This window comes from Oceanicoccus sagamiensis, assembly GCF_002117105.1.
Classification (GTDB): domain Bacteria; phylum Pseudomonadota; class Gammaproteobacteria; order Pseudomonadales; family Dasaniaceae; genus Oceanicoccus; species Oceanicoccus sagamiensis.
This window is the reverse complement of record NZ_CP019343.1, coordinates 379,000-404,687: the sequence shown is the minus strand read 5'-3', so window position 1 is coordinate 404,687 and position 25,688 is coordinate 379,000. Positions and strand designations below refer to the sequence as shown.

Annotated in this window: 21 protein-coding genes; 12 read left to right on the top strand and 9 right to left on the bottom strand. The window is 48.7% G+C overall.

What is annotated here, in order from left to right; translation table 11 throughout:
• Positions 1-271: 271 nt before the first annotated feature.
• Complete coding sequence (locus BST96_RS01815; RefSeq protein WP_085757044.1) at positions 272-2,362, top strand: TonB-dependent receptor plug domain-containing protein; 2,091 nt, start codon at positions 272-274, stop codon at positions 2,360-2,362.
• Positions 2,363-2,434: 72 nt separating this feature from the next.
• Positions 2,435-3,109 carry a type 1 glutamine amidotransferase domain-containing protein gene (locus tag BST96_RS01810; RefSeq protein ID WP_085757043.1) on the top strand — a complete coding sequence of 225 codons (675 nt, stop codon included), beginning with the start codon at positions 2,435-2,437 and terminating at the stop codon, positions 3,107-3,109.
• Here the strand turns inward: BST96_RS01810 and BST96_RS01805 are convergent.
• The 3 genes from BST96_RS01805 to BST96_RS01795 all read right to left on the bottom strand — a co-directional run bounded on the left by BST96_RS01805 (position 3,099) and on the right by BST96_RS01795 (position 7,484).
• Positions 3,099-5,258 (bottom strand): MltF family protein, encoded by a 2,160-nt coding sequence (locus BST96_RS01805; RefSeq protein ID WP_085757042.1) that lies wholly within the window; start codon positions 5,256-5,258, stop codon positions 3,099-3,101. The genes BST96_RS01810 and BST96_RS01805 overlap by 11 nt on opposite strands.
• 44 nt (positions 5,259-5,302) lie before the next feature.
• Positions 5,303-5,842 carry a PepSY domain-containing protein gene (locus BST96_RS01800; protein ID WP_169713865.1) on the bottom strand — a complete coding sequence of 180 codons (540 nt, stop codon included), beginning with the start codon at positions 5,840-5,842 and terminating at the stop codon, positions 5,303-5,305.
• Between the two features lie 106 nt (positions 5,843-5,948).
• Positions 5,949-7,484, bottom strand: coding sequence for a carotenoid oxygenase family protein (locus BST96_RS01795; protein ID WP_085757040.1), 1,536 nt, complete (start codon positions 7,482-7,484; stop codon positions 5,949-5,951).
• A gap of 176 nt (positions 7,485-7,660) precedes the next feature.
• Between BST96_RS01795 and BST96_RS01790 the strand changes: the two genes are divergently transcribed.
• Positions 7,661-8,596: a zinc-dependent alcohol dehydrogenase gene (locus tag BST96_RS01790; protein ID WP_169713864.1), complete on the top strand. Its 936-nt coding sequence runs from the start codon at positions 7,661-7,663 to the stop codon at positions 8,594-8,596.
• Between the two features lie 34 nt (positions 8,597-8,630).
• Here the strand turns inward: BST96_RS01790 and BST96_RS01785 are convergent, their stop codons facing one another.
• Positions 8,631-9,545, bottom strand: coding sequence for a permease (locus tag BST96_RS01785; RefSeq protein ID WP_085757038.1), 915 nt, complete (start codon positions 9,543-9,545; stop codon positions 8,631-8,633).
• 121 nt (positions 9,546-9,666) lie between these two features.
• On the opposite strand from BST96_RS01785, the gene BST96_RS01780 reads away from it, so the two are divergent.
• Entirely contained in the window at positions 9,667-9,957 is a 291-nt protein-coding gene (locus tag BST96_RS01780; RefSeq protein WP_085757037.1) for an ArsR/SmtB family transcription factor, read from the top strand.
• An 89-nt stretch (positions 9,958-10,046) separates the two neighbouring features.
• Positions 10,047-10,970: an acyltransferase gene (locus tag BST96_RS01775; protein WP_085757036.1), complete on the top strand. Its 924-nt coding sequence runs from the start codon at positions 10,047-10,049 to the stop codon at positions 10,968-10,970.
• Here BST96_RS01775 and BST96_RS01770 read toward each other — a convergent pair whose 3' ends face one another.
• The 4 genes from BST96_RS01770 to BST96_RS01750 all read right to left on the bottom strand — a co-directional run bounded on the left by BST96_RS01770 (position 10,971) and on the right by BST96_RS01750 (position 14,872).
• On the bottom strand, positions 10,971-11,342 hold the full coding sequence (locus BST96_RS01770; RefSeq protein ID WP_085757035.1) for a nuclear transport factor 2 family protein: 372 nt from the start codon (positions 11,340-11,342) through the stop codon (positions 10,971-10,973).
• 50 nt (positions 11,343-11,392) lie between these two features.
• Positions 11,393-12,043, bottom strand: a complete 651-nt coding sequence (locus BST96_RS01765) for a hypothetical protein (protein WP_085757034.1) — start codon at positions 12,041-12,043, stop codon at positions 11,393-11,395.
• Positions 12,044-12,059: 16 nt separating this feature from the next.
• The gene (locus BST96_RS01760; protein ID WP_476703805.1) at positions 12,060-12,761 is read right to left on the bottom strand and encodes a HupE/UreJ family protein; all 702 of its coding nucleotides are present in this window, start codon (positions 12,759-12,761) and stop codon (positions 12,060-12,062) included.
• A 158-nt stretch (positions 12,762-12,919) separates the two neighbouring features.
• The gene (locus BST96_RS01750; RefSeq protein WP_085757031.1) at positions 12,920-14,872 is read right to left on the bottom strand and encodes a DUF3604 domain-containing protein; all 1,953 of its coding nucleotides are present in this window, start codon (positions 14,870-14,872) and stop codon (positions 12,920-12,922) included.
• 279 nt (positions 14,873-15,151) lie between these two features.
• On the opposite strand from BST96_RS01750, the gene BST96_RS01745 reads away from it, so the two are divergent.
• Both BST96_RS01745 and BST96_RS01740 read left to right on the top strand, forming a co-directional pair.
• Entirely contained in the window at positions 15,152-15,649 is a 498-nt protein-coding gene (locus tag BST96_RS01745) for a nuclear transport factor 2 family protein (RefSeq protein ID WP_085757030.1), read from the top strand.
• A gap of 72 nt (positions 15,650-15,721) precedes the next feature.
• Positions 15,722-16,480 (top strand): SDR family NAD(P)-dependent oxidoreductase, encoded by a 759-nt coding sequence (locus tag BST96_RS01740; RefSeq protein WP_169713863.1) that lies wholly within the window; start codon positions 15,722-15,724, stop codon positions 16,478-16,480.
• A gap of 88 nt (positions 16,481-16,568) precedes the next feature.
• Here BST96_RS01740 and BST96_RS01735 read toward each other — a convergent pair whose 3' ends face one another.
• Positions 16,569-17,168 (bottom strand): pyridoxamine 5'-phosphate oxidase family protein, encoded by a 600-nt coding sequence (locus BST96_RS01735; protein WP_085757028.1) that lies wholly within the window; start codon positions 17,166-17,168, stop codon positions 16,569-16,571.
• A 462-nt stretch (positions 17,169-17,630) separates the two neighbouring features.
• Between BST96_RS01735 and BST96_RS01730 the strand changes: the two genes are divergently transcribed.
• From BST96_RS01730 to nei, 5 genes are all read left to right on the top strand, one after another.
• A complete protein-coding gene (locus BST96_RS01730; RefSeq protein ID WP_169713862.1) occupies positions 17,631-19,007 on the top strand; it encodes an efflux RND transporter periplasmic adaptor subunit in 1,377 nt (458 codons plus the stop codon).
• Positions 19,000-22,209, top strand: a complete 3,210-nt coding sequence (locus BST96_RS01725; RefSeq protein WP_169713861.1) for an efflux RND transporter permease subunit — start codon at positions 19,000-19,002, stop codon at positions 22,207-22,209. The genes BST96_RS01730 and BST96_RS01725 overlap by 8 nt, the downstream gene beginning before the upstream one ends.
• Position 22,210: 1 nt before the next feature.
• Positions 22,211-23,293 carry a cobalamin B12-binding domain-containing protein gene (locus tag BST96_RS01720; protein ID WP_085757025.1) on the top strand — a complete coding sequence of 361 codons (1,083 nt, stop codon included), beginning with the start codon at positions 22,211-22,213 and terminating at the stop codon, positions 23,291-23,293.
• Positions 23,294-23,332: 39 nt separating this feature from the next.
• A complete protein-coding gene (phrB, locus tag BST96_RS01715) occupies positions 23,333-24,760 on the top strand; it encodes a deoxyribodipyrimidine photo-lyase (protein WP_240554878.1) in 1,428 nt (475 codons plus the stop codon).
• A 63-nt stretch (positions 24,761-24,823) separates the two neighbouring features.
• Positions 24,824-25,642, top strand: a complete 819-nt coding sequence (gene nei, locus BST96_RS01710) for an endonuclease VIII (RefSeq protein ID WP_085757024.1) — start codon at positions 24,824-24,826, stop codon at positions 25,640-25,642.
• The last annotated feature ends 46 nt before the right edge of the window (positions 25,643-25,688 follow it).

The following is a 25,688-nucleotide window of genomic DNA, read 5'->3' as shown; positions in this document are numbered from 1 at the left end:
ATGGTGTTGCCTTATTTATATTGCGGTTTACTGAATGCATCAGTTTAGGGCAATTGAGTAAAATTGTTTCTGTTTTGCACTATAGCCCTATATAGCGAGTGGTTAAACCCACTAAAATCTATTTAAGTTGTAAAAAAATCCACTATTTACTGTCCCGCAAGCTCTGCTTATCTGTACAATGTCTGGCGTTGTACTTGGGAGCAATGGACTCAAGTCTTTTATAATTGATAATAAAATCCATGGATCTGGAGAATAGCTTAGGCATTCTTTAATGGTTGCATTACCCGTAGTAGTACTTTTTTCTTTGCTGTCATCGGCAGCGGCAGTGGCTGCTTCAGAATCATCCGATTACTACGATGAAACTGATATGTTTGTTGATATCCCGGCTGTTAGCTCAGGTTCGCGGATGAAGCAGGCACGGCAAGACTCCCCCTCTTCAGTGACCGTTATCGACAGCGATATGATCGCTGCACTGGCACCCAATAACCTGGTTGAGGTCTTTCGCCTGGTGCCGGGCTTTATCAGCTTTTATGTCAATGGCTCTGTGCAGTCCCTGTCGGGTCATGATCTAACCGACGATGACCCGCGTCGTTTGGAAGTGCGGATTAATGGCCGCAGTGTCTATGTCCCTTCATACCCGACTATTAGCTGGGATTCACTGGGTATTACCCCCGATGATATTGACCATATAGAGTTTGTACGCGGCTCCAATGTGCCGGTCTATGGTTCCAATGCGGTGGTCGGAGCTGTGAGTATCACCACCAAAAGCCCATTAAAAGAAAGTGGCACTCATGTACGGGCTACAGCGGGTGATCAAAACACACGCAATATCAATATTCGCTCTAACTTCCAAGTCGGCAGTGGCTATGGTCAGGTACGGGTTTCTCATCGGGAGAACGATGGCTTTGATGGCAATATTGGTCTGGAAGAGTGGCGACGTACTCACCCTGAAGATGATTATGGCAATCTGGCGCGTCTTGATGATGATACCGATGTGGGCCATATCGTGCTCAATACCACGTTTACACCCTCTCTGTTGGATACGGTCGAGTTTGAATTGGGTTGGAGTGAAGGCGATTTTGGCATTGGCGATGGTGACCACAGTGAAGAGTTCGCCGATGATGAAAATACCAGCTACTGGCTAACGGCGGGCTGGCAGCGGGTTGAAGAGTTCCAGCAATGGAAGTGGCATATGTCGCTGTATGATTCAGACTCAGATCACCAGTCTTTGATTTCGCTGGCGGAGGAAGAAGGCTGGACCCCGGAGGAGTTGGCTATAGAGCTGCAAGGTAACCCTGATATTCTGGTTAATGCGGGCTTTGGCAGTCGCGAAGTCACCCTCTGGGAAACTGAATTGGAATATCAGCATACCTTTAGTAACCAGCTGAGAATGTTGTCTGGGCTAGGTTTCAAATACCAAACACTTAAGGCGCCGAATGCACTGGAAACCACGGGTACGGTTGATAATGAAATTTATTATGCTTTTTCCAATGTGGAGTGGCGCTTTGCAGAAAAATGGCTGACCAATATTGGCGCCATGGTGGAAAACCAGCAAATTGATCAAACCAATGTGTCGCCCCGTATTTCCATTCACTACCAGTTGCACCCTCAGCATCACTTCCGGGTTAATGCGTCTAAAGCCTACCGCTCTGCTTCACTGTTTGAGGCCAATCGCAAGATTGGTGTTAACGCCTATGATATCTGGATTGATGATGAAATTTTATCCGAGGAAGACATCGACGCCGAGGAAATAGAGAGCCTTGAAGCGGCTTACTACGGCAGTTTCTTTGATGGCAAAGTGGATATTGATTGGCGCGCCTTCCAGGAAGATATGGATGGCGGTATCGATAATATTAAATACAAAACCGACCATGCCGATTGGATTGCCGCCAATGATACCAATGGCAAAGTACGTTTTAATGACAATGGTAAGTTCTGGCGTGCTACCGGTTATGATATGCAAATTAAGTGGCGCCCCTTGGCCGATACCTCCATCGCTCTGGCTTATGCCAATGTAAGGTTGGATGCGATTCGTATTAATAAATCCTATAGGCCACCTGAGCCGCAAAAAGACGATGTGCCCGAGCATACCGCCAGCCTGTTTATTACCCAGCGCTTTAAGGGCGGTTGGAGTGCCTCCTTATTGAGTTACCACCAGTCGTTTACCAATTGGCGCGGCGGTACCAAAACCGATTCCTACTACCGTCATGATATTGCCCTGAGTAAAGAAATGACGATCAGTGACTATCAGCTAAGATTTGATGCCAAGGTTGAGAATCTATTGGATGAGGTGTATCTGGAATACCAGACGGGTAACTACTACGAGCGATCAGCTTTTCTTAGCGCCTCGGTGGTGTGGTAACAGAGAGACCAATCCATTGAGCCTGATCAAGCGAATAGTAAAGATTGATCAAAACAAAATAGGGAGTTTGTTATGGCTAAGGTTTTAATTATAGTGACCAACCACGCAACGCTGGGGGATACCGACGAAAAAAACGGTACCTATGCCCCTGAGCTCACCCATGCCCTTCAGGTTTTTCTGGATGCGGGTTATAGCTACGATATCGCCTCTATTAGCGGCGGTGCAGCACCACTCTACGGCGAAGAGATTGATGACGCAGTCAATCAGTCAGTACTGGCCGATGCCGATTTTCAAGCCCGTATTAACGATACTCTGGCGACGGCGCAAATCAATAACGATGACTATAACGCCCTGTTTTTCCCCGGCGGTTTTGGTTTGTTATCTGATCTTGCCAGCAATAAGGACGTGGCTGCTATCACCGCAAATTTTTATGAGGCTGGCAAGGTCGTCGCTGCCGTCTGTCATGGTCCGGCGGCGCTATTGCCGGTTGAACTATCCGATGGCTCCATGCTGTTGGCGTCCAGGCAAGTAACGGCCTTTACCCGCGAAGAAGAAATTGATTTCGCCACCATCGATAAAATCCCTTTCTTATTGGAAGAAGCGTTGACGCGCAAAGCGGCCAAATTCACTAAGGTAGGCCCCTGGCTGGAGCATGTGATTACGGACGGCCAACTGGTAACCGGGCAAAACCCCTCGTCAGCCCATGCCGTGGGTGAGGCTATGGTTGCCTTAATCGCTAAGGGTTAGCCGCCAATTCATCCGCCGCATCTTCGGTGAGTACAACATAGGCGTTAAACCGGTCACGGATTTGCCTGACATAATTCACCGGCTCCTGCCCGCGCACATAACCATGGCGGGCTTTGGCAGCATATTCCCGTTTTGATAGCAGTAACATCGCCTTCTCTACATGGCCAAACCACAGGTTGGCGTTCCAGCCCTTTTGCTTGGCCAGTCGTCTGGCATCATGTACATGGCCGGCGCCGGCATTATAGGCGGCAAGGGTAAACCAGAGCCGGTCGGTCACGGTCAGTGTGTCAGGGAAGCGTTTTCTGCTCCAGTCCATATAGCGTACCCCGGCCTCAATACCAATTTGCGGGTTCTGTAAATTTTTATAGCCAAGTTCCTTGGCGGTTCTTGGCATTACCTGAAACAAACCAACCGCCCCGGCCCATGATCTGGCCTTGGGATTAAATTGACTTTCCTGATACATCTGGGCGACCAGCAAGCGCCAGTCAAATTTATATTTTTCGGCAAAGAGTTTAACCGTATCGTCATAGGGGGAGAGGGTGCCGTGGTCACTAAATTCCAATTGGCCTTTTTTTAATTTGGCCACGCCTTTGGGGGCCTTAAAATATTTTCTATAGGTGATATTGTAGAAAAGGCCACGGTATTCTTTGCTTATAAATTGATTCAGCTGTTTGAGCAGCAAGGGGTTATTCTCACGCACTGCCCAACCCTGGCCCAGTGGTTCCCCCAGCGCCATGGCGCTGCGAACATCATTGCGCCAGGTCAGTTCAATATCAAAAATATGGTTGTCGGCAACGGTGAACTCATAGTCGCCGGCTGCAACTTTGGCGATGGCTTCTTCGGTTTCTTCATTTTCGGGGCTGGCGACCAGTTGTACATCCACGGTTTCTTGTAACTGTAGAATGGTTTGCCAATAACTGCTGGAGGGCCGGGTATAAATGGTTTTTCCCGCCAGGTCTGTGGTGCTTGCAACACTTTTATCGTTTTCACTGCTAATCAGTAGTTCAGAGGCATAATGATAAGGTTTGGAAAAAACAATCCCGGTTTGCTGGCGGTCCGGGGTAATGGTTAAAAAGCCGGCGGCGATATCAGCTTTACCGCGTCTAACATAATCAATCAGTTGTTCATGGTCAGGGGGCACGACAATATCCAGCAGCAACTTATGTTTTTCAGCAAAGGCTTTGAGTAATTCATAATCAAAGCCCAATAATTTACCGCGCCATAAAAAGTAAGTGGCACTGTTATTTCTTAGCGCTACTCGCAAATGTTTTCTTTGCTTAATTTCTGGCCAATCGGCAATGCTGTCTGCTTTTTTGGGGTTGGTCAGTTTTTCGATGCGAATAAACTGATTGAGTAAGGTTAACAGTTGCGGGTTATCAGGGCGCACCGCCCATGCCGCCGGACGCTTGCTGACCAGTGGGCCAGATACCTCTAAATCTTGCCGATAGCCTTCCAGAGTGGATACGACATTGCTATCAGCCAAGGTCAGGTATTCGGGGTTTTGGCTGACAAAATCAAAAATTTCATCATGGCTCATTTCGCCAGCCAGGGTTTTTATAGTGAGCCCGTTAAATTCAGCTTTGAGTTTTTGAGCGGTAATCCAGAAGGAAGTGCCTTTTTGAACGGCGATAATCCGTGTTGATAATTGATCTAACGCCGTTAGCGGTTGTTCTTTACTACTCAGTAAATGTTCGCTGATTAAATCCAGAGGGACTGAAAAAGTGACCTGCTCTTTACGGGGCTCGGTAATGGTCATATTGGCGGCGATAATATCGCCTTTGCCCGCGATCAGGTGGGGAATTAAATCCTCATACTTATCGACCGCGATTAACGACAGTGCCAGGCCTTGTTCAGCAGCAAAGGTTTCCAGCATTTCGAGGTCGATATCTTGTGGGCGACCATTTCTGGGAAGATAAAGTGCCTGATTAGAGTGGATCAGGATTCGCAGTTCCCCTCTGTCTGCGAGGCTGTCGATATCACCAAGCTCAATATAGCTTTGCGGTTTGGAGACTACAGTGGCAACGCTGGCGCCGATTTCAGGCTTGGCAGCAGGGGCGGGCTGACTATTGTTATCATCGCTATAGAGGCTGGTTAGTATCAGTCCTATGGCCACGAGAATCAGTAAACTGTAGTGTTTGAGTGGCAGCATACAAACCTTGTATCGCTTGTCTAAAAAATAAAGTGGAGACTACTTTAACTCAACAGCACCATGGCAACAAATGACCCTAGGCCCAAGAGCGAGGTGATCAGAGTCAGTCTTTGCAACTTGGGCGTTTGCCAAGCCATAATAAAACCCGATATCAATAACAGTGCCAAGGCAATAGCAAAGGTAGCGGCATAGATTTTAAATAACACACCGCCTTTGGCTTTATGTAATTGCACCAGATTTCTATACCAACTGGCTTGCTTGACGGTTAATTGGGCGACTAGTGGATTGTCAGTGGGCTCAAGGATGATATCTTTTTTAGCGCCGCTCCAATCGAGGTAAAAGTGATTGCCAGCCGATTTTATTTTTGGCTTACCGGAAGGCAGGCTAAGGTTTCTTTTACCGAGTTCAGTGTTAGCAAGTTCAAGCAATGTTTCCAGCTCGGGCTCTATCGGCTGGCTTAGGTCAATAGCATAGTTGTCCGTCTCATAATTGCCTTTGATACCCCATGTATACAGTGCACCAGTGACTAAAAACAGGCAGGCCACGGGGAAAATAAACGCTGCCAGTAGTGCGTGAATTTTCATTAGCTGGATTCTGCTTAACATGCATACCTCAATGTTGGATATTTAGTGCCCGGCTTTTTATTCAAGACCATTGCCACAGCTTGATTGCCATCAAGCTAGCGCTGCATTAACTCGACAGCCAATTACCATGAAAGCTAATCGGTAGCGCCTGGTCAAAATGGGCTTTGGCAATCACCCCTTCATTAAATTTTTTGGCATCGATGACTGCCAGATAGCTACTATGGTTATGGCCGTCGTAGATCACTGATAGCAGATAGCCATCATCTTCACTGCTGGGGTTTTGCCGGCGAATAAAAATGGGTTCATTCGGGTATTGCTCATCGCCCAGCTCCAGAGTTTCTGTCTTGCCACTGTCGGCATCGTATTTTTCCAGACTGGAAAAAAGCGGCATTTCAGGTTTGCCAGGCGGCATACCTAACATATAGGTATAGCGATGCTTGCTGCCTTGCAGGCCGGGATTAATACGTGGGAATTCACAGGACAAATCGGCCAGCATATCGTAGCTAATCTGCTTTTTCTGCAGGTCAATTTCACTGCGGGTAAGACGGTTAAATGAGGAGCTGCCATCCCATAGGCCCGGGTAGGTTTCGCTTAAATAAGTAATCGGCAGGCCGCGGTGCAGGTCACCCAATTGCCGGTACAGACTATGGTCAGCGGAGTGCATATAGTTCAATACAATCTTGCCATTTTCTTCATAGCCGTTGGCATGGTGAATCACAAAAAACGGGTCGGTAGAAAAACGAATCGGTTGTTCCGGCCGGTCCAGTGGTACCACGATCACTTCAGTGCCCAGACTTTTATCCCACTTGGACATATCAAAGGGAGAGGCGCCCAGTGCCACATTAAACAGGTCTTTCATCGTGGCGTGCATTGGCGGGACAAAAAACACCAGATAATTAGGGGTGGCCATAAAATCATGGATATAGCCCACGCAGCGACGGTCCAGCTTAATCGAAGTGATTAGCTGGCAGGCTCCTTGGCGGGGCATGGCGTAAATATCCAGCAGGGTATCCTGGCCATCGGGCCGTATACCGAAGTTATAACCGCACTGGCGTTCACTAACCCAGCGCGGGTGAGCGGAAAAGGGGCCGATAATATTGCCGTCCATGTTGGTGGTGCCCAGTGTATCCAGATTATCGGGGGATATAAGGGTGGGTACATCCGCTTCAAATAGTGCTAGCAGTTGCCCCTGCCAAGGCAGAATATTGGTATTGCCTGCATTCAGAAACGGTAATTCGCCGGTTAGCAGGCCTTTGATACGCTCCATACGATAGCCTTGCTGCCACTTTAAACCGCCATGTTCGTCATACAGTGGTTTGCCCTCGGTGCGTTCGCGCTGCCTGCCAACGCAGTCAACAACTTTTACCGCACCTTCGGCTTTGCCATTACCCAGCCGAACCGAGCGGATCAGGCCGTCACCGGTAAAGATATGCCCCAGTGTTTTACCGTGGCTGCTAAAGTTGGCGGGGCCGTTTTGATAATAGCTGCCGTTAAGGTCGTCGGGTATGGCGCCTTCGACTCGCAGCGGCTGGTAGCTATGCTGGTGAACAACATCCTGAAAAAAACCTCGCCAGTATTTATGCTGGCTTTGCTTAGGCTGGTTTGTATCCGGGCTGGTAGGAGTAGTGGCAACTTGCTGCATAGCGAAACCTTATCCTTGTCGTTGTAGTTTTTGTCGTAGAATCATAGCAAGTTAAATAGACAGAATGCTATGTGTTCTTTGTTTAGTATAAGATAGCCCGCAGCTTGAATGGCTATTGATGACTAGATCGGTTGCGTTCAATAAAAACGCCAACCGGATATAAAGGGGGAGTTACCGTGAAGGCGGTTAAGGTCAATAATAAAAAACCTGTGTTGGTCGATGTACCTGAGCCCAGTGGTGACGGGGTAAAAGTCAAAGTCGTGTCGTCTTCGATTTGCGGATCAGATATCCATATGATGGAGATGGGCTTTTTTGGTGACCATATTATCGGCCATGAATTTGCCGGTATTGCCGAAGATGGCCGAGCGGTGGCGATTGAGCCTTTGGGGGGCTGTGGCCAGTGCGGTTACTGCGATGAAGGTCAGGCGATTCATTGTGAGTCAGGGTTTTCGTTAATGGGAGTCTTGGGTGATGGCGGCATGGCTGAGTATGTCCATGTGCCCGCCAGTCATCTCATCGCTTTACCTACCGGGCTGGATGTGCGCATTGCTTCTTTGATAGAGCCTCTGGCAGTTGCTGTACACGGTGTTGATCGTGCTCGGGTACGAGAAGGGGACAGGGTATTGATTATCGGTGCCGGGCCCATTGGTTTGGCGGTAGGGGCAGTATTGCGTGCCCGCGGTATTCGCTACGATATGATCGCACGCTACGACCACCAACAACGATCGGCTGAGCTGTTGGGTGCAGGCCTCACGGCCAGCGGCCACTACGATGTCGTGATGGATGCGGTGGGTAGCGCTGGGTCGTTAAAGGATTCGGTGGAGTGGTTAAAGTCTCTGGGGCGGATTGGGCTGGTTGGGATTTTCTGGGAGCCGGTGGCCTTAGACCCAGCCTTTTGCGGTAAGGAGCCGGAGTTGATTCCCTCGGCGGGCTATCATTGCAAAAGCCCCAGCCGAAGCTTTGATGAAGCGGGCAGCATATTACATCGCTACCCTGATATCGCCAAGGCTCTGGTCACTCATCGCTTTCCGCTTGATGGGGTAACAGAAGCCTTTGCCACGGCGGCGGATCGCTCAGCCGGTGCAATTAAGGTGGTCTTTGATATCGGTTAGCCTACTACCGCGCTCAAAGAGCGCGGTGGCAGCCTTAAAAGATAAAGCCATATAAATAACCCGCGGCTATGGCCATACCGATAATAACCACCAGAAAAGCAGCAATCATCGGGTTTTTGAAAATCGACTTTAGCAGTATCACTTCCGTCAGGCTGGCGCCGGCACTGCCAATAATCAGGGCCATCACCGCGCCCAGGCTCATCCCTTTGGCGGCCAGTGCGGCACTCAGTGGAATCACCGCTTCGGCACGGATATACAAAGGAATACCGATAATAGCTGCAATCGGTACCGCCAGCGGGTTGTCCTCATTGGCCATCGATGACACCAGCTCAGTGGGCATAAAACCATAGATTAAAGAACCTAGCGCAATACCTCCCAGCAAATAGGGCAGTACCTTGTTAAAGTCGACCCAAGTGACATCCCAAATCGCTTTCCATTTATTCACCGGCGCACTGGCACCACCGCAGCTACTGCCGCAGCCGGATGCTGCTGGTGCACTATAGGCTTCTGCCTTGATATAGCGCTCAAAGCCGAGTTTTTCCAGGGTATAACCGGCAATCACTGACACACCCATAGCGATAACAAAATAAAACACGGTAACGCTTAAGCCAAAAGTAACGGCAAACAGGCCAATAATAATTGGATTAAGCAACGGGCTGGCAAATAGAAAAACCATCATGGTGCCAAAACCGGCTTTAGCCCGTAACAGCCCTTTTAGAAAGGGAATGGTTGAGCAGGAGCAAAAAGGGGTGATGGCGCCCAATAAGGCGGCAACCACATAGCCCTTGCCTTTTTTGGCGCTCAAAATCGACTGAATTTTTGCCGGGGGGATATATTCCTGTAGTACCCCAACCAGATAGCTAATCAGCAGAAACAGTAGCGTAAGCTCGACCGCCAAAAAGGCGAACATACCGAGGCTCTGTTGCACCATGTCGTAAGTGATAGTCATTGTATTTCTCCCAATCTCTGTATAATCTATATTTCTAGAATGATCGAAATATAAGCCTTGCCATTTGTGCTGTCAAGATATTTCTAGTAATATCGAAATATTATTAAAAAGAGGGCTATCCATGGATATTGAAACAGTCGCAAAAGCACTAAAAGAGCTGGGTCATCCAACCCGGCTGGCTGTCTATAGGCAGTTAGTCAGGGCAGGAAGCCAGGGTATTGCCGTTGGTGAGGTGCAGCAAGTACTGGATATTCCGGGTTCAACACTGTCGCATCATTTAAAGGGTTTGGAAGCTGCCGGGCTTATTAGTCAGCGCCGAGAGGGGAGAACACTGTTTTGTGTAGCGCAGTATAAGCAGTTGGATTCAGTGATTGGTTTTTTAAAGGAACAGTGCTGCGCCGATGAGGCTTAGTTAGGCAGGGATAGCCAAATCCCATAGCCCCCTTCAAATAATCTGTTTATAGTCTGGTTTCTTATCGTCAATAACAGGTATCTATCGTTATGTTGGCTTTTTTGCCGTCGCCATTGCGCGCGCTTATTGCTATAAGTTTGTTGATCTTGAATACCCTATTGCTGGGCCCGCCGTTAGTGCTGGTTAGTTTGTTACGTTTTATTCTGCCACTGGCTTCCTGGCAGCGTTTTTGCACACGGGTTGCTATCCGTATTGCCGAGCTATGGATTGCTGTGAACTCCGGTTGGATGCGCCTGACCCAGACTATGCAGTGGGAAGTGCAGGGCTTGGAGTCAGTGGATAAAAAGCACTGGTATTTAGTGGTAGCCAACCACCAATCCTGGGCGGATATTCTGGTAGTGCAGCATTTATTAAACCGCCGTATGCCGATGCTCAAGTTTTTTCTTAAGCAGCAATTGATATGGGTGCCGATTATTGGCCTGTGTTGGTGGGCGCTGGATTTCCCGTTTATGAAGCGCTATAGCAAAGCTTATTTAGCCAAACATCCAGAGAAAAAAGGCCAGGACTTTGAGAGTACCCGACGCGCCTGCGAAAAGTTTAAGCAGGCGCCGGTTGCGGTATTTAATTTTTTGGAAGGGACGCGCTTTACTCCGGCCAAACATGCTCAACAACAAAGTCCTTATCAACATTTGCTAAAACCCAAGGCTGGCGGTATGGGCTTTGTTGTCGGTGCGATGGGGGAGAGCCTGCATTCGCTATTGGATATCACCATTGCCTATCCCGGTGGCAAGCGCCCGACCTTTATGGATTTTCTAAGCGGCCGGGTAAAACATGTGATGGTGCGCTTTGAGTTGCGGGAGATTCCCGCTGAGTTTTTAGGCTGCAATTATTTTGAAGATGAAGCGTTTCGCTACCGGTTTCAGCAGTGGGTCAGTGATGTGTGGCAACATAAAGATGACACGCTGACAGCGTTAAATCAGCTTGCCGCCGATAAAGGGTGGTCAGAAGAGTGACTAGGCTTGTAGCTGCTTTTGAAAGGTTTCTTCGTCGTAATATTCCCGCCAGTGAACAATTTTTCCGCCCTGTATTTCTACGGTACACATAACCGGAACCGATGTAGGCTTGCCCTGAAACAGCACATTATCAACCCGTTCGACCATCACCAAATCACCGGACTCAATAATATGGCTAATGTTAATATCACAGTGTTGAATATCATGTTCAAACGAACTGAATAGCTCGCGAATATTATCTTTGCCCACCACCGGGTCCCGCATCACAAAATGAACGATAGCGTTATCCGCATAGTCTTGCATAATTCTGTTGTAGTCCATGGCATTAAAGGCGAAAAGATTATCTCGGACTATATCGCTGTTGCTGGTCATAATTATTATCCTGCATATTGTTAATGGTTTAAGCGAAGGTGTCTGGCCAATTATAGGACTCTGACGACCTCGCTAAACTGACCTTCTACTTGCAAATCAACGGTTACGATTTCCTTTGATCGATTGCGCCAGAACCAACCGTGTTTACCGTCAAAGGCAGCGGTTAATATGCCTTTGTCTTCCGTGACGGCTTTGCCCTTATTATAACCGTGGTATCGGGTAGAGGGGTTATCAGCGTGGGTGTCGTAATTGACATGGCCGGTATCCACTTGCCAGTGATAGTTCACGGTATCATCTTTGTTCATAACCAGTTTAATTTCGGCGGCTTCCCCTGGTGCCAGTGTTACCGATATACGTTCTTGCGGGATAACGGCTGCTATTACGGCTTGTTCTACCGGCGCTGCTGGGACGATGGCTGGAGCGGCGGTAAGCTCGGCCGCAACACTTTCAACTTCCGGTGTTTCAACGGTAATGGGGGCAGCGTTGTCAGCCAGAGATTCCTGCTCTAATTGAGTTTTAATCTCCCCCATTTGAGTGAGGCCTAACAGTTTGCCTGTGCCGGTAGGGTCGATACCGTATTCCGCGGGTAAAATGGCCGTTACCAGTAACACCAAGGCCAATGCTATGGCCCCCAGCGTTGAAATAAATAGCTGCTTGCTGGTGGGCAGTTGATGGTCTTGTGGGTATTCTGAATTGTACATAATCTATTCCTGAGCCTTAGCTAAGCGCATAACCGGTGATTTGCAGGCCAAATAACATAAAGCCGGCGCTCATCAGTAAGGTGTTGGTATTGTAGGCATAACGATAATAAGAGGACGTAGTGCGCCAGTAACTGATTACAATCAGAATGCCCAGCAGAGCGAGCAGCTGGCCAAGTTCTACCCCGACATTAAAAGCCAATAAATTCATCAGCAAACCATCGCTGGAGATTTCAAACGCCTGAATTTTGGTGGCCAGACCAAAGCCGTGAAACAGGCCAAAGATCAACGTGGCATATTTTGTATTGGGCTGAAACCCCAGCCAGCGTTGATAGGCTCCCATATTATCCAGCGCCTTATACACAATGGATAAACCAATAATGGCATCAATCAAATAGGCGTTAGCAGGGATGTCAAGATACACACCTAGTAGCAGTGTGGTTGAATGCCCTAAAGCAAACAGGCTGACATAAATCGCGATATGGGACAGCCGGTAGAGAAAGAAAATAACTCCGAGCAAAAATAATAGATGATCGTAGCCGGTCACCATATGTTTGGCGCCCAGATAGATAAAGGGAATAATATTGACTCCGGCTATTTCCTGAATATAGCCCTGATCTCCCTGAGCCACACCGTGGCCATAGAGCAGGCCACAGCACAGCATCAACGCTATACCAAGCAGCCACTTGGCACGACCATGGAGATGATTGAAAAGATTCAAACCTTGGATCCTCGATTAAATTTTTTATACGATATTAGCGCATTGCCAGATGACACAATACCGCTAGGTGTTGAATTTTATAGATTGGCGGGTCATAAAAAAGGGGCCGTTATCAGCCCCTGCTGTTTCAATTGTTGTTTCAATACAGCGACGGTTGTTTAGGGTGTATACCAAATGGGTGAACTATATGCCCGCTCCTGAGTAATCATCGGCACCTTATCATCCATCTTGTCACCAAAGCGCTTAGCGTCATAGGCGGTCCAGCGTGGGGTAGGGATTTCGATAACGCGGGCGTAGTAAAATGCCTTTTGCTGGCGATCAAAATCCGGGTCTTTCCATACGGTGATCAGCTCTGCATCGCCAATGGTATTGGTCCAGGAGGCTTGTTCAACATTAACGGTATTGCCCACCGGAGGGAGTTTATTATCCTTGCCGGGTTTGCGCGTATCCGCATCACCCCAGGCAACATCATAAACTTTTTCATGGGTTTTACCGTCTTTGTCCAACCAGCCTTTGACCACTTGCATTCTATCCAGATTGCCGCTGAGTGGGTCCTTCATGGCGACCATTAAAAAACTGGGGCTTTGATTTTTGGCAGCGCTGCTCAGGTCACCGCCCATCGGGACACCCTTGCTATAGCCGATCAAACCGGGGTCGCGCAGTTCAGCATCGCTATCGGTAAAGTCCCAGCCGCCGAAAAAACGCAGAGTGATTCTGGACCCGGTGGTGGCATAGACCTCTTTGCGTTTCATTGCATCCCAAATAGCTTCACGGGTATTCTCCGTTGCCCATACCGCCGCATAGCCTGAGCTAACCTGTTCCCAGCCGTAATATTTAACCTCACCAAAATTACCGACGATCTGGTCCCAGCGGCCGGGGTGGGGCTCTTTGCCGCTATGCTTGCCAAAGAAATTATCTTCTTCCGCAGTGGCCATACCAGTATGGCTATCGGTGGAGCCCACCATGCCAAACTTAAAGGGGTTGGTACCTAGTTGGCTTTCCAGTTTTAAACCATTTTTTAAAGCTTCCCGTGCGTATTCATATTGCAGCATATCGTCTTGTTTCAGCACCGGCCCAAGGTTGCCGATATCCCATAAGGTGTCATAGCCGGCAAATTCATCATTGGGTGAGAGTTTGGGGTGAGATTCACCATCCCCTTTTATCTGGGTGGTTTCGTAAATCGGTTCCCAGCGGCTGCGGGTTTTAGCGTAATCTTTAGTTAAAGGCTTGCCGGTTTCGGGGTTGATTTCCGGGAACATAATGCCATTACTCACATTACCGTTGTGGGCCAGAGCGAGTACCTGACCGCCGGATTTCTCTTCATAATTTGCCATCCACTGCCAGAGGTCTTCGGGGTTAAAGCTTTCAGCAGCGGTAAAGGGCAGCATTTGTTTGGCCTGCTCGGAACCATTCCGGTAGATCACATTGCGGTGTAGATTATTGCCGCCATCGGTAGAGGTCCACTCATAGCCAATAATGGCGCTAAAGCGGCCAGGCTCATTATATTGCTCCGCGGTTTTTAGGTAGCGCTGCCAGACAGACATCACAAACTTGGGGTCGGTTAACACGGCGGGGGTGGTTTCTCCGGTGATACCGGCAAAGGTTTCGATAATCTCCATGGTCGCCATCAGGGCGGATTCACCGCCAGCTTGTAGTCGGTCATACCAGTCTTTAACTGTTGGGTCTTTAAGCAGTTCTTTATTGCCTTTAACCACTTCATCCATCGCACCCAGGGCGTCGGAGTGGTCAGCAACTACCAGCCAGTCCAAAGGGCGGGATAATTTGATCCGCTCGCCATGGGAGGATTTGATTTCTTCACCTCTGGCCAGTTTATAAGCCTCAGCAGGCCCCAGTGTGACACCAAAGGCTCGGGCATCCAGCGACAGTTTGGTATGCAGATGGGTATCGCCCCAGAGCACCTGCACGGGATAGTTCTTACCTGCATAGGGTGAATAACCCGCTTCCTTCAGGGGTTGGTCTTTGATCAGCATGCTTTCTTTAATAGCCAGTTTATTGCCCACAATACTGCCAGCATAATCGGCGCTGAGAGGCAGGCTCAGCAAGGCGGTGATAGATGCAGCGGTGAGAGTTATTAAAGGTGTTATTTTCATAGCGCTATCCCTTGATCTTGAAAAATGTGGCCTGAGGATATTACAGTTCTGGAGTGAATGTCTATGATTTGGGCTGGCTTTGTGTTGGCTTGGAATAAAGCGCGTATGGAATTCAAGGTGACAGGTTTCCCCATTAAACGCTGCGCTCTCTGTGTCAAGCTAACTTGATGGGCTTGGGGCTCGGCACCTTGAATGATGATATGGTATCGTAGGCTTACCAGGGAGTAGTTACCATGGATTATTCCTTCGCAGGCCATAAAAAAATAATAGGTAGAACTTATGTCATTTCAGGATATGGATCAGTTAAAAGCCGAGCTGGTTAAATCGTACAACGCCTACGCTGAAGGTATTGATACTAAAAATTGGGCTTTGGTGCGTTCATGCTTTGCCGAGAACATTATGCTGGATTATGGTGAGCTAAGTGCTGCCACGGGGCCGATGGATAAACCGCGTCCTGCGGATGATTGGGTGGCGGTATTACAAGCGGCTATCAATGGCTTTGATATTACTCGCCATACCATTACCAACCACCGTATCACGATGCACCGAGACAGAGTGAGCTGCCGGGCCTATCTACTGGCGGACCATATGATTTTTGTGGACCCGACTAACCCGCACGCTGGCGATGATGATTATGTGACCTTGGCGGGGGAATATATTAATGACTATCAAGAGCAGGATGGGCGCTGGAAGATTGTGCGCTCACAGCTCGATGTGCACTATACCCGAGGCAACGCGAATTTATTCGAAAAGGCCCAGGCCCGCGCTGCCCAATAAATACCGCTGTATTTAAACCCCCTCTTACAGAATATCTACCCGCCTATGGACATATCATCAGGAGACGTATCAATGGCTAGACTAGCTGGCAAAACAGCGATCATTACCGGTGCCTCAGGCACGATTGGCCTTGCAGCCACTAAAGTCTTCGCCGAAGAAGGTGCCAATGTTTTAATGGTGGCGCGCAATGAGCAGGCCTTGGCCAAAGCAGCCGAAGAGATGGCCACTGACAGAGTCAGTTATGTCGCGGCCGATATCGCCACCGCTGCTGGCAACCAACTGATGGTTAACACGGCCCTTGAGCGTTATGGCCGTCTCGATATCTTTTACGCCCTCGCCGGTATTCCGGGGCCGATAAAAGCCCTGACTGAAATGACGGAAGAGGAATGGGATACGGTTCAAAATAGTAATATCCGCGGTATGTGGTTGGGGCTGCGTGAGGCTATGCCGGTAATGACAGCCGGTGGCAGCATTATCTTATGCAGCTCCGGTGCGGGAGTGATTGGGGTGGGGATGATGTCCGCCTATGTCACCAGCAAGCATGCCGTTATCGGCCTGGGTCGAGCGGCTGCGATTGAGGCGGGTGCAAGGCAGATCCGGGTTAACACCATTGCCGTGGGCGGTGTGGAATCTCCAATGCTGGACAATTACAACGAAGATAATAGCGGCGAGCAAGACGGCGAAGATAATTCTTTTCTGCCAAGAATTCCTTTAGGGCGTTTTTCCTCACCGAATGAAATGGCAAAGGCGGCCTTATTTCTGGCATCAGATGATAGTTCTTACTGCAATGGTAGCGTATTAACGGTTGATGGCGGGCTTACATCTTCATAGCTAATATATCGATGATCAGGTGTTAGGCTCTGCCTGATCATCGATACTGCTGTGGTTATCGATACCTGCGTGGCTATCGATGGTGCGCTTAAGACTCGTCGCGCTTGAGGCCTTTATCCTTATAGTTGCTTTCCAGGCGGTCTTTGTCACTGCTAAGCCGTGGCCCTAACGCGTCTTCGCCGACCTCACCGCTGGCATGCTTGGCGACCAGTGAGCTGTTATACATAATCTTCTTAACTGGTGTAACACAAAGAATGGTGCGAAGTGGTGAGTCAAGGATACCTTTAAACACTTCCTGCATGGCCGCATCACCCGGATGAGTCTTCTCCACCAGCGACTGATAAAACCAGCCTTTGGTGTCTTCATCATCGAAAAATTCACCGGTACCTTTAAACGTGATACCGCCCTGAGGTAGTTCCTTAGAGGTACCTTCTGGATAAGTGGCCGAACTGACACTCACAGACACCCGATTATCACGTCGAATGGCAGCAGCACGGTGGCGGTGAGAAGCAAAGGTCAACCAGATCTTGCCATCACGCCAGAGAAACGCATGGTTAACACCAATCGGCCAGCCATCTTTTGTCGCCCACATTAAAACACTTTCAATGGCTGTCCCCATCAAGGTATCCACTTCTTGCTCATTAAATGGATAAATTGAAACAACCTCATGGTCACGCATTCCGCTCATACTAACTCCCTCATACTTGTTCTATGTATTTTGCTTCTGATTCTATAGTATGCTGGTGATATTGGGCATTCAAAAAGGGACAGTTGGGTTGTTAAAAGTGGCCGTAAAGGCGGTGCATGGGTTCACTGCTTGTATTGTGGCCAGAGCAACGCTAACGACAACCCTGAGCCAGCGCCATGCCTTTCAGTCTTAATACCGGTAAGTGATTGATTTTGTGGTTTATTGGCCTCGAATCCTACTGTTCGAGAACAGCCTGAGTCTTATTCTATACTGGCCCAATACCCCTCTCTATCGATACTGCCGGATGTCGGCTTAGTGTTGCCGAATTTATCCCAATCACTGATTGGCCCTGGATGGCCGTGGTCATGATGGTTGGCAATCTAAATCAAGCTATTGCGCGTACATTACACAATGCACTTTTGTTGTCACTGCATTATCACCTTAGTCAGGAATTCAATAACAATGAAACAGCGTTTAGCCAAACTTATCCCCCAAAGCAGGCCACTGCAGATACTCTCTGTGGGGGTATTGCTAATGTTTGTGTTAATTCTTTCGCGCTCTGAAAAACCACCCACACCCCGGCAGGAAAAATCCTGGGTAGTGAATATTATCGAGGCCCAGCCTGCATCGATGAGCCCAAGCCTTGCTTTAATCGGGCAGGTGCAATCCCCTCAGGACAGTCAATTGTCGGCAGGTATTGAGGCTGTGGTCAGTGAGTTGTTGGTAAGCGATGGTGATACTGTATTGCAAGGTACGGTTCTGGCCCGGCTGGATGATAGAGATGCCCAGCTGAGTGTAATTGAAAGTGAGGCGGATTTAAAAGAAGCCGGTGCTCAACTCAAACTGACCAGCTTGCGCTATACCCAGGCGGAGTCAGCCTATCAAAAAGAGCAGGGCCTGTTAAAAATCACCCAGTCTCGCTATAAACGCTCACAAGACCTGTTTAAGAAAAATGTGCTTTCACAAAGTGACTTTGATGCGGCCACAGAAAACTTAACTCGTCAGGAGTTAGCCGTTAGCAAAGCGGAATTGGTGATGCAAGAAAACCAGTCGAAAAATATTGAACTGGAAGCCAGGTTGGCCAGACTGACCGCCAAACGGGATAAGTCCGCTCTAGAGCTTGAGCGCGCCACCATTGTGGCACCGTTTAATGGCGTGGTGTCAGAGTTAAGTATTTCTCTGGGTGACCGAGTACGCTATGGCGATCCTATTTTAAGAATACAAAATCCTGACGCAATGGAAATACGGGCACAAATTCCGTCGCTCTATGCCAAGTCACTGCGCAATAGTATTGAGCAAGGTTTGCTGGTACCCGCCAGCGTCGCTTTAGCTTCCTCGCGGTCGGGGGCCAAAGATAACACCTTTATTGAGGGGCAAATGATTCGCGTGTCCGGTTTAACCCGTGAGTCCAGCGGTGGTGTTGATAGTTTTATTGGTTTTCAGCGGGCACCTTTAGGTTTGAGTCTGGGTAGCACCGTAAGAATACAAGTCCAGTTGCCAGCTATAGCCGATGTGATTGCCGTACCCGCAGAAGCCATCTATGGCAATAATAATGTCTACCGGGTGATCGATGGACGTATGCAAATGTTGGAGGTTAATCGCCTGGGTGAAAGTCGCTTGCCCGATGGTCGAACGCAGGTATTAATTCGTTCCGACCAGTTTAATCCCGGTGACCAAATTATTACCACTAAGCTGTCCAATGCCACTGATGGCTTACTGGTAAAAATCGTATTAAGCAGTGATCAGGCCATTGCCAAAGAGTCCAAACTTTTGCCTGCGCAGCAAGCGGCTTTAGATACTCTAACACCGCTATCACTGGCCGGTGATGCCAATGAATAATCTGATAAAAACCTTTGTTCGCAACCCTGTGGCGCCTAATTTGGCCATGATAGTTATGGTGCTTGCGGGCTTATGGGCCAGCACACAATTAACCCGTCAGTTATTGCCAGCCTTTGCGCTGAATATTATTACCATCTCTGTACAGTGGCCTGGAGCTGCCGCGCAAGATGTTGAGGCCTCGTTAACCCAGCCGATTGAAGACCAGTTACTGGGCCTTGATGAGGTCAGGAATATCAGTTCAACCTCAACCGATAACCTTGCCACGGTTACGTTGGAGTACCCACAGGGTACTGATATGAGTGCGGCTCTCAATGAGGTAAAAAATGCCGTTTCGCTGATAAGAAATTTACCCTCCGGTTCTGAACAACCTCAAATTTCTATTTACGACAGAAACGAAGGGGTATCCCGTATTGTTCTGACGGGCCCGCAGTTAGAACAGCTACGCCCCATTAGCAAACGCTTTGAACGTGAGTTAAGGGCCCGCGGTTTATCACGGATTGAAATTAAAGGCCTACCCGAAGAAGAAATTTCTATTGAGCTACCGGCTGAGCGTTTAAATGAACTCAAACTGTCATTGTCTGATATTGCCCAGCAGGTTAGGGGTGCCAGTATTAATCTTCCCGCAGGTGCAATTGGCGAAAAAGATATGTCGCGGCAACTGCGCAGTCTGGATCAGCAGCGCTCCGTTGCCGGTTTTTCGCAGCTGGCTATTAGTACCGATGGCAGTGGCCGCTTATTAAGGTTGGGGGATATCGCCACGATTAAACGTGCCCCTAAAGAAAATTCTGCGATGATTTTTGCCGGAGGTAATCCTGCGGTAGAAATTGTTGTAACCCGTTCCGAAACTGAAGATGCCATTAATGTTGCTGAAAATATGCAGCAGTGGGTTGAGCAGTCCAGAGCAGATTTGCCGCCCAATATTGAGCTGATGATTTACGATGAAATTTGGCGCAATGTGGATGAGCGGATTAATTTAATGACCTCCAATGCGGCAACGGGTTTGTTACTGCTATTGGGTATTTTATATTTATTTCTCAATGGTCGGGTAGCGATTTGGGTGGCGGCGGGTATTCCGGTGTCTATTTTAATGGCATTGATGGCGCTAAGCTTCTTTGGCGGTACCATCAATGTTATGACTTTGTTTGCTATGATTATGACGCTGGGCATTATTGTTGATGATGCGATAGTGGTTAGTGAAGAGGCCGTTACCCTTTATCAGCAGGGGGCTTCACCGGCCCGCGCTGCGGAAAAGGCAGCCATGAAAATGTTGGCGCCAGTCACCGCTGCGTCTTTAACCACCATTGCTGCTTTTTTACCTTTAATGACCATCGGCGGCTCCACTGGGTCTATTTTATTTGCTATTCCATTGGTGGTTATCTGTGTGGTGATGGCTTCGTTGCTGGAATGTTTTATTGTTTTGCCCGGTCATCTTCATCATTCCTTAAAAGTTTCTTCCCAGCATCAAACCAGCAACTTGCGCCGACGGGTTGATACGGCCTTTAACCGCTTTCGTAAAGAGCGTTATATCCCCGCAGCCAAATGGTGTGTTGCCAACCGTCGTACTACTCTGGCAGCGTCGATTGCCGGTATCCTATTTGTGTTTGGGTTATTGGGTGGTGGCAAAGTCGGTTTTTCTTTCTTCCCGCAACCTGATGGTTCCACTGTGACCGCTAGCGCTCGTTTTACCGCGGGCTCACCACCAGAACGGGTTGAAGCCTTTATGATGCAGGCCAAGCAGGCCTTATTTGAAGCAGAACAGGAAACTGGCGAGCAATTTATTAAGCTGGTTCTGACCCGACAAAATGAAACCAATAGAGGTGTTAGAGGCTCCAATATTGGCGAGATTGTTGCCGAATTAACGCCGGGTGATTTGCGTCGTACCAGCAATTCTGAATTAGTCCGGGCCTGGAAAAAACGTATTCCTGATACGCCGGGGCTGGAGTTCTTCCTGATTAAAACCAGCCGTGGCGGTGTGCCCGGTGCGGATATTGATTTGGAGCTGACCGGCGCTTCGCCTGACGTGTTAAAACTGGCCGCAGTCGACTTACAAGAATCAATAGCCTTGTATGATGGTGTTTCAGCGCCCCGTGATGATTTAAATTACGGCAAAGAACAACTGATTTTTGAACTGTCTTCGGTGGGCCGAGCGTTGGGTTTAACCGGGCAGAATCTGGGTGAACAAATTCGCGCCAACTTTGAGGGTGAGTTAATCCAGATTTTCCAGGATCAGGGTAGCGAAGTGGAAGTGCGGGTAAGATTGGAACGCAGCGCCCGTGAAAGTTCGCAATCGCTGGACTCATTACCCATCGCTTTGCCCTCAGGTGATACTTCACCGCTACTCAATCTGGCTAACTTAAGTGTTAGCCGTGGCTTTGATGACCTCAAGCATGAAAACGGTTTGCTGGCGGTCCGGGTCAGTGCTGATGTGGATTCCAAAGTCAATAACGCCAATGCAATCCGTGGCCAACTACAGCGGGATGTACTACCGCAATTAGTGGCTAAATACGGTATTAGCTGGAAAAACCGGGGTAGGGCACAGGACCAGAGTGAAAGCGTGGGTGATATCAAACTGGCACTGCCGCTATCTATTATTATGATCTTTATTATTTTGGCCTGGGTATTTCGTTCCTATCTTTGGCCGGTGGCGGTACTAAGCATTATTCCTTTCAGTATTGTTGGCGCTATTGTGGGGCACTGGATCTTAGGCGTTGATGTCACCATGCTGTCCCTCTTTGGTATCTTCGGCCTCTGCGGCATTGTGATTAATGATTCGATTATTTTAATTGTGGTTTATCAGGAATTGCGGGAAAAAGGTCTTGCAGCGTTTGATGCCGCGGTTGAGGCGGGCAGCAAGCGTTTACGGGCGGTTTTCTTAACCTCGTTTACCACGATTGTTGGTATTGCACCGCTGTTATTTGAACAGGCCGAGCAGGCTCAGTTCCTAAAGCCCATGGTTATTTCGATTAGTTTTGGCCTCTTATTTGGCACCTTTATTGTCTTGTTTTTATTGCCTGCCTTATTGGTCGGTCTGGATTCTATCCGGACCCGCTTCAGCCGCATCCGCAGTGACCGTGACGATGGTGCCGAGATAAATCACGTCGCTGATGTACTGGCGGCCGCCAGTGCGCAGCCCTTGACACAAAACTCTCCCATGACCATTACAACGTTGAGCGAATTAAATAAAGCAACGGAACCGAAATAATATGACGACTAATAACGATGTGGCAAAGCATCTTGAAAACAACCGTGCTGCGATTGCAGAGTTTGCTTTTCAACATTTATCGTTAGCTGATACGACGCTACAGGAGCGTTTCGGTGACAATACTCAAAGTCTCTGGATAGATTATTTTTCTAATCGAGTCGATGAGCTAACTGCCGCGTTAATTGCAGGGGAACCGAGGATATTTCTGAGCAGTATTCAGTGGTCCCGACAAGCTATGCAAGCCCGCTCTTTAGCATCGGATGATTTACGCCATAGCGTCGATTGTTTCCGTACCGCTTTATTGCAGTATGTAAATACCAGCGAGCAGTCACTGATCAATACTTATCTGGAGATAGAAAACGCCATCGATGATAATGATCAGCCAGTGGCTGATATCAGGGCGCTTGACCCGGGTAGCCATTTTAAACGTATTGCTTTGCAATACCTGCAGTCCGTCGTGGTAGGCAATGTCTATGCGGGTATGGATACGGTGATTGATCAGGTTGAAAATGGTCTCTCGGTTAAAGAGGCTTACCTTAATGTGTTATTACCGGCACAAGTCGAAGTAGGACGGTTGTGGCATGAGAATAAACTGTCGGTCGCCGAAGAGCATTTAGTGACCACCACCACCCATCGCCTGATGGCGGTATTGGCACAGATGGAGCAGCGCGAGCCGGATAACGGTATGACGGTTATTGCCGCTGCTGTTTCCGGTAATGCCCATGAATTAGGGATTCGCACCATTGCTTATTTATTGGAATTTGACGGCTGGAAAACCATCTACCTGGGCTCCGATGTGCCCGCTGCTGATTTACCGGTGACCATCAATTGCTTTAATGCCGATGTCGTGCTGTTATCGATTGGCCTGCATGCACAAGTCAAAACCTTACGCAAAACCATCGCTGCTATTCGCAGCGAAAGTACACGGCCGACCTATGTGATGGTGGGGGGCAATGGCTTTACCGGTGCACCGGATTTATGGAAAGAAGTCGGTGCTGATGGTTTTGCAACGTCTGCTGATCAGGCTTTAGAGTTGGCCAATAGTCTGCTGGATAGCCGTCAGCAAGTCAGTGATAGCCGATAAGCCGTCTGCCACCGTTTAACCGCCAGCAACCCCATTCCTATGTCGACCATGAACCATAACCCAAGCCACACCCTTATCTGGTTTCGCTCAGACCTGCGCATCCATGATAATACGGCGCTACAGGCCGCTAGCGTTTTAGGAAATCCGCTGATCGCTTGCTTTGCTATAACACCTGAGCAATGGCGCGAACATGATATGTCAGCCATCAAGGCGCAGTTTATTTACAACAACCTGCTTTGCTTGCAGCAGCAATTACTGGATAAAGGCATACCACTAAAAATAGTGACCGTGGCGGACTTTAAACAGCTGCCCGCCGCTTTATTATCACTGTGCCAGTCCTGCAATGTGACCCATATTTTTGCCAACGCCGAATATGGTTTTAATGAAAAACAACGTGACGCTGAGTGTCAGAGCCAGTTGTCAGCGTCCGCTATTGAGTGTCATTTTTTTCACGACCAGACGGTATTGGCGCCGGGCACGGTGACTAAAGCGGATGGCTCGCCCTATCAAGTCTTTACACCCTTTAGCAAACAATGGCGCAGGCAGTTGCCATGGCCGCCAGGCATTGCGCCCCGGATAAAAACTCAAGCCAGACTACCGATTGAACCTGACCCAATTGATAAGCAGCACTTTTATTTAGCACCTGCTCCGCCGATCCGTTGGCCAGCCGGTGAAGCGGCTGCTTATAAACAACTCACCGCCTTTGCCGACGCCTCCTTAAGGTGTTATCAACAGCGCCGGGATATTCCTTCTATAGAGGGCACCAGCTCACTGTCACCCTATTTGGCGATTGGCGTACTATCACCCCGGCAGTGTTTAAAGGTGGCTTATCAAGCCTTGCAGAATATAAGCGCGGGCGAAGACAAGGAGATCCAGTGCTGGATCAATGAACTTATCTGGCGTGATTTTTATATCCATATTCTTGATCTCTTTCCCCGTGTTAGCCAGCATCAAGCGTTTAAGGCAAAAACAGAAAAGCTACCGTGGCGTTATGACAAAAAGGATTTTCAGCGTTGGTGTACGGGGCAGACCGGTATACCGATTGTCGATGCGGCAATGCGACAGCTGCTGGAAACCGGTTGGATGCATAACCGCTTAAGAATGGTGACCGCCATGTTTCTCAGTAAAAATTTATTGATTGATTGGCGCTGGGGCGAGCGGTTTTTTATGCAGCATTTAATCGACGGTTATTTGGCATCCAATAATGGGGGCTGGCAATGGTCGGCTTCTACAGGCACGGATGCTGTGCCCTATTTTAGGGTATTTAATCCTGTCGTACAGGGGCAAAGATTTGATGCGGATGGCGAATTTATTCGTCGCTTTGTCCCTGAGCTTCGCCATCTGGATAATCGGGAAATACATCAGCCCCCCTTGGATCTTTTTAGTCAAACCGACTATCCCGCGCCGATGGTTGACCTGGGTTTAAGCAGGCAATTAGCCATTCAACATTTTAAAGCGCTGGATTAAATCCCGAACAGGTTCGCAAACGTATATTCAGTGCTTATACAGAGCTTTGCTACGGGAGTATGTATGCCAGAAGGGCCCGAGATCAGACGCGCCGCCGATAGTATTGAGCAAGTACTCAAAGGGCAGGCTATGGCAAAGGTTCAATTGATGCAGCCCAAGCTCAGCAAGCATAATAAAACTTTGCAAGGCCATACCGTGCTATCTGTTGAGACACGGGGTAAAGCCTTGCTGACACATTTTGACCATGGCTGGTCATTATATTCCCATAACCAGCTCTATGGCCGTTGGTATATTATGCCTCGCGGTGAGCTGCCTGAGACACAGCGGAAACTCAGGGTGGCCCTACATACCGATGATCACAGTGCTCTGTTATATAGCGCCAGTGATATCAGCGTTTGGCAAACAGAGAATTTATGGGCGCATCATTTTTTAAGCAAAATAGGGCCAGATATTCTCAGCCCGGCACTGACGGCCAAAGCAATAGACAAGCGATTACAAGAGCGCCAGTTTTCCGGTAAAAGTTTGTCATCGCTCTATCTGGATCAGGCTTTTTTAGCGGGTATTGGTAATTATTTGCGTTCAGAAATTTTATTTGCAGCAGGCATTAACCCCTTGTTAAAGGCCAGGGAATTAAACGCCGCACAGCGAGCTCGCTTAGGGAGGCAGACACTGGCTATTAGTCAGCGCAGTTATAAAATGGAGGGGGTGACACAGCCTGTTAAGCGCTATCGTCAGTTGCTTAAAGGTGGTTTATCCTTTGAACAAGCCCGTTTTGCCGTATTTGGCCGTGAGGCTAAGCTATGTCATCTGTGTGGGCAGCCAGTCAAACGGATAGAGGCCAATGCCAGAAATCTTTTTTATTGCGGTGGCTGCCAGACTTAATCAGAACCCATTATCCGAAACAGAGCAGCAGCGTATCAATACTAGT

Excerpts from the sequence above, each read along its gene's own strand:
- BST96_RS01815 (WP_085757044.1), top strand. The coding sequence starts at position 272 with ATGGTTGCATTACCCGTAGTAGTACTTTTTTCTTTGCTGTCATCGGCA.
- BST96_RS01810 (WP_085757043.1), top strand. The coding sequence starts at position 2,435 with ATGGCTAAGGTTTTAATTATAGTGACCAACCACGCAACGCTGGGGGAT.
- BST96_RS01805 (WP_085757042.1), bottom strand. The coding sequence starts at position 5,258 with ATGCTGCCACTCAAACACTACAGTTTACTGATTCTCGTGGCCATAGGA.
- BST96_RS01800 (WP_169713865.1), bottom strand. The coding sequence starts at position 5,842 with ATGAAAATTCACGCACTACTGGCAGCGTTTATTTTCCCCGTGGCCTGC.
- BST96_RS01795 (WP_085757040.1), bottom strand. The coding sequence starts at position 7,484 with ATGCAGCAAGTTGCCACTACTCCTACCAGCCCGGATACAAACCAGCCT.
- BST96_RS01785 (WP_085757038.1), bottom strand. The coding sequence starts at position 9,545 with ATGACTATCACTTACGACATGGTGCAACAGAGCCTCGGTATGTTCGCC.
- BST96_RS01780 (WP_085757037.1), top strand. The coding sequence starts at position 9,667 with ATGGATATTGAAACAGTCGCAAAAGCACTAAAAGAGCTGGGTCATCCA.
- BST96_RS01775 (WP_085757036.1), top strand. The coding sequence starts at position 10,047 with ATGTTGGCTTTTTTGCCGTCGCCATTGCGCGCGCTTATTGCTATAAGT.
- BST96_RS01770 (WP_085757035.1), bottom strand. The coding sequence starts at position 11,342 with ATGACCAGCAACAGCGATATAGTCCGAGATAATCTTTTCGCCTTTAAT.
- BST96_RS01765 (WP_085757034.1), bottom strand. The coding sequence starts at position 12,043 with ATGTACAATTCAGAATACCCACAAGACCATCAACTGCCCACCAGCAAG.
- BST96_RS01750 (WP_085757031.1), bottom strand. The coding sequence starts at position 14,872 with ATGAAAATAACACCTTTAATAACTCTCACCGCTGCATCTATCACCGCC.
- BST96_RS01745 (WP_085757030.1), top strand. The coding sequence starts at position 15,152 with ATGTCATTTCAGGATATGGATCAGTTAAAAGCCGAGCTGGTTAAATCG.
- BST96_RS01740 (WP_169713863.1), top strand. The coding sequence starts at position 15,722 with ATGGCTAGACTAGCTGGCAAAACAGCGATCATTACCGGTGCCTCAGGC.
- BST96_RS01735 (WP_085757028.1), bottom strand. The coding sequence starts at position 17,168 with ATGAGCGGAATGCGTGACCATGAGGTTGTTTCAATTTATCCATTTAAT.
- BST96_RS01730 (WP_169713862.1), top strand. The coding sequence starts at position 17,631 with ATGAAACAGCGTTTAGCCAAACTTATCCCCCAAAGCAGGCCACTGCAG.
- BST96_RS01725 (WP_169713861.1), top strand. The coding sequence starts at position 19,000 with ATGAATAATCTGATAAAAACCTTTGTTCGCAACCCTGTGGCGCCTAAT.
- BST96_RS01720 (WP_085757025.1), top strand. The coding sequence starts at position 22,211 with ATGACGACTAATAACGATGTGGCAAAGCATCTTGAAAACAACCGTGCT.
- phrB (WP_240554878.1), top strand. The coding sequence starts at position 23,333 with ATGTCGACCATGAACCATAACCCAAGCCACACCCTTATCTGGTTTCGC.
- nei (WP_085757024.1), top strand. The coding sequence starts at position 24,824 with ATGCCAGAAGGGCCCGAGATCAGACGCGCCGCCGATAGTATTGAGCAA.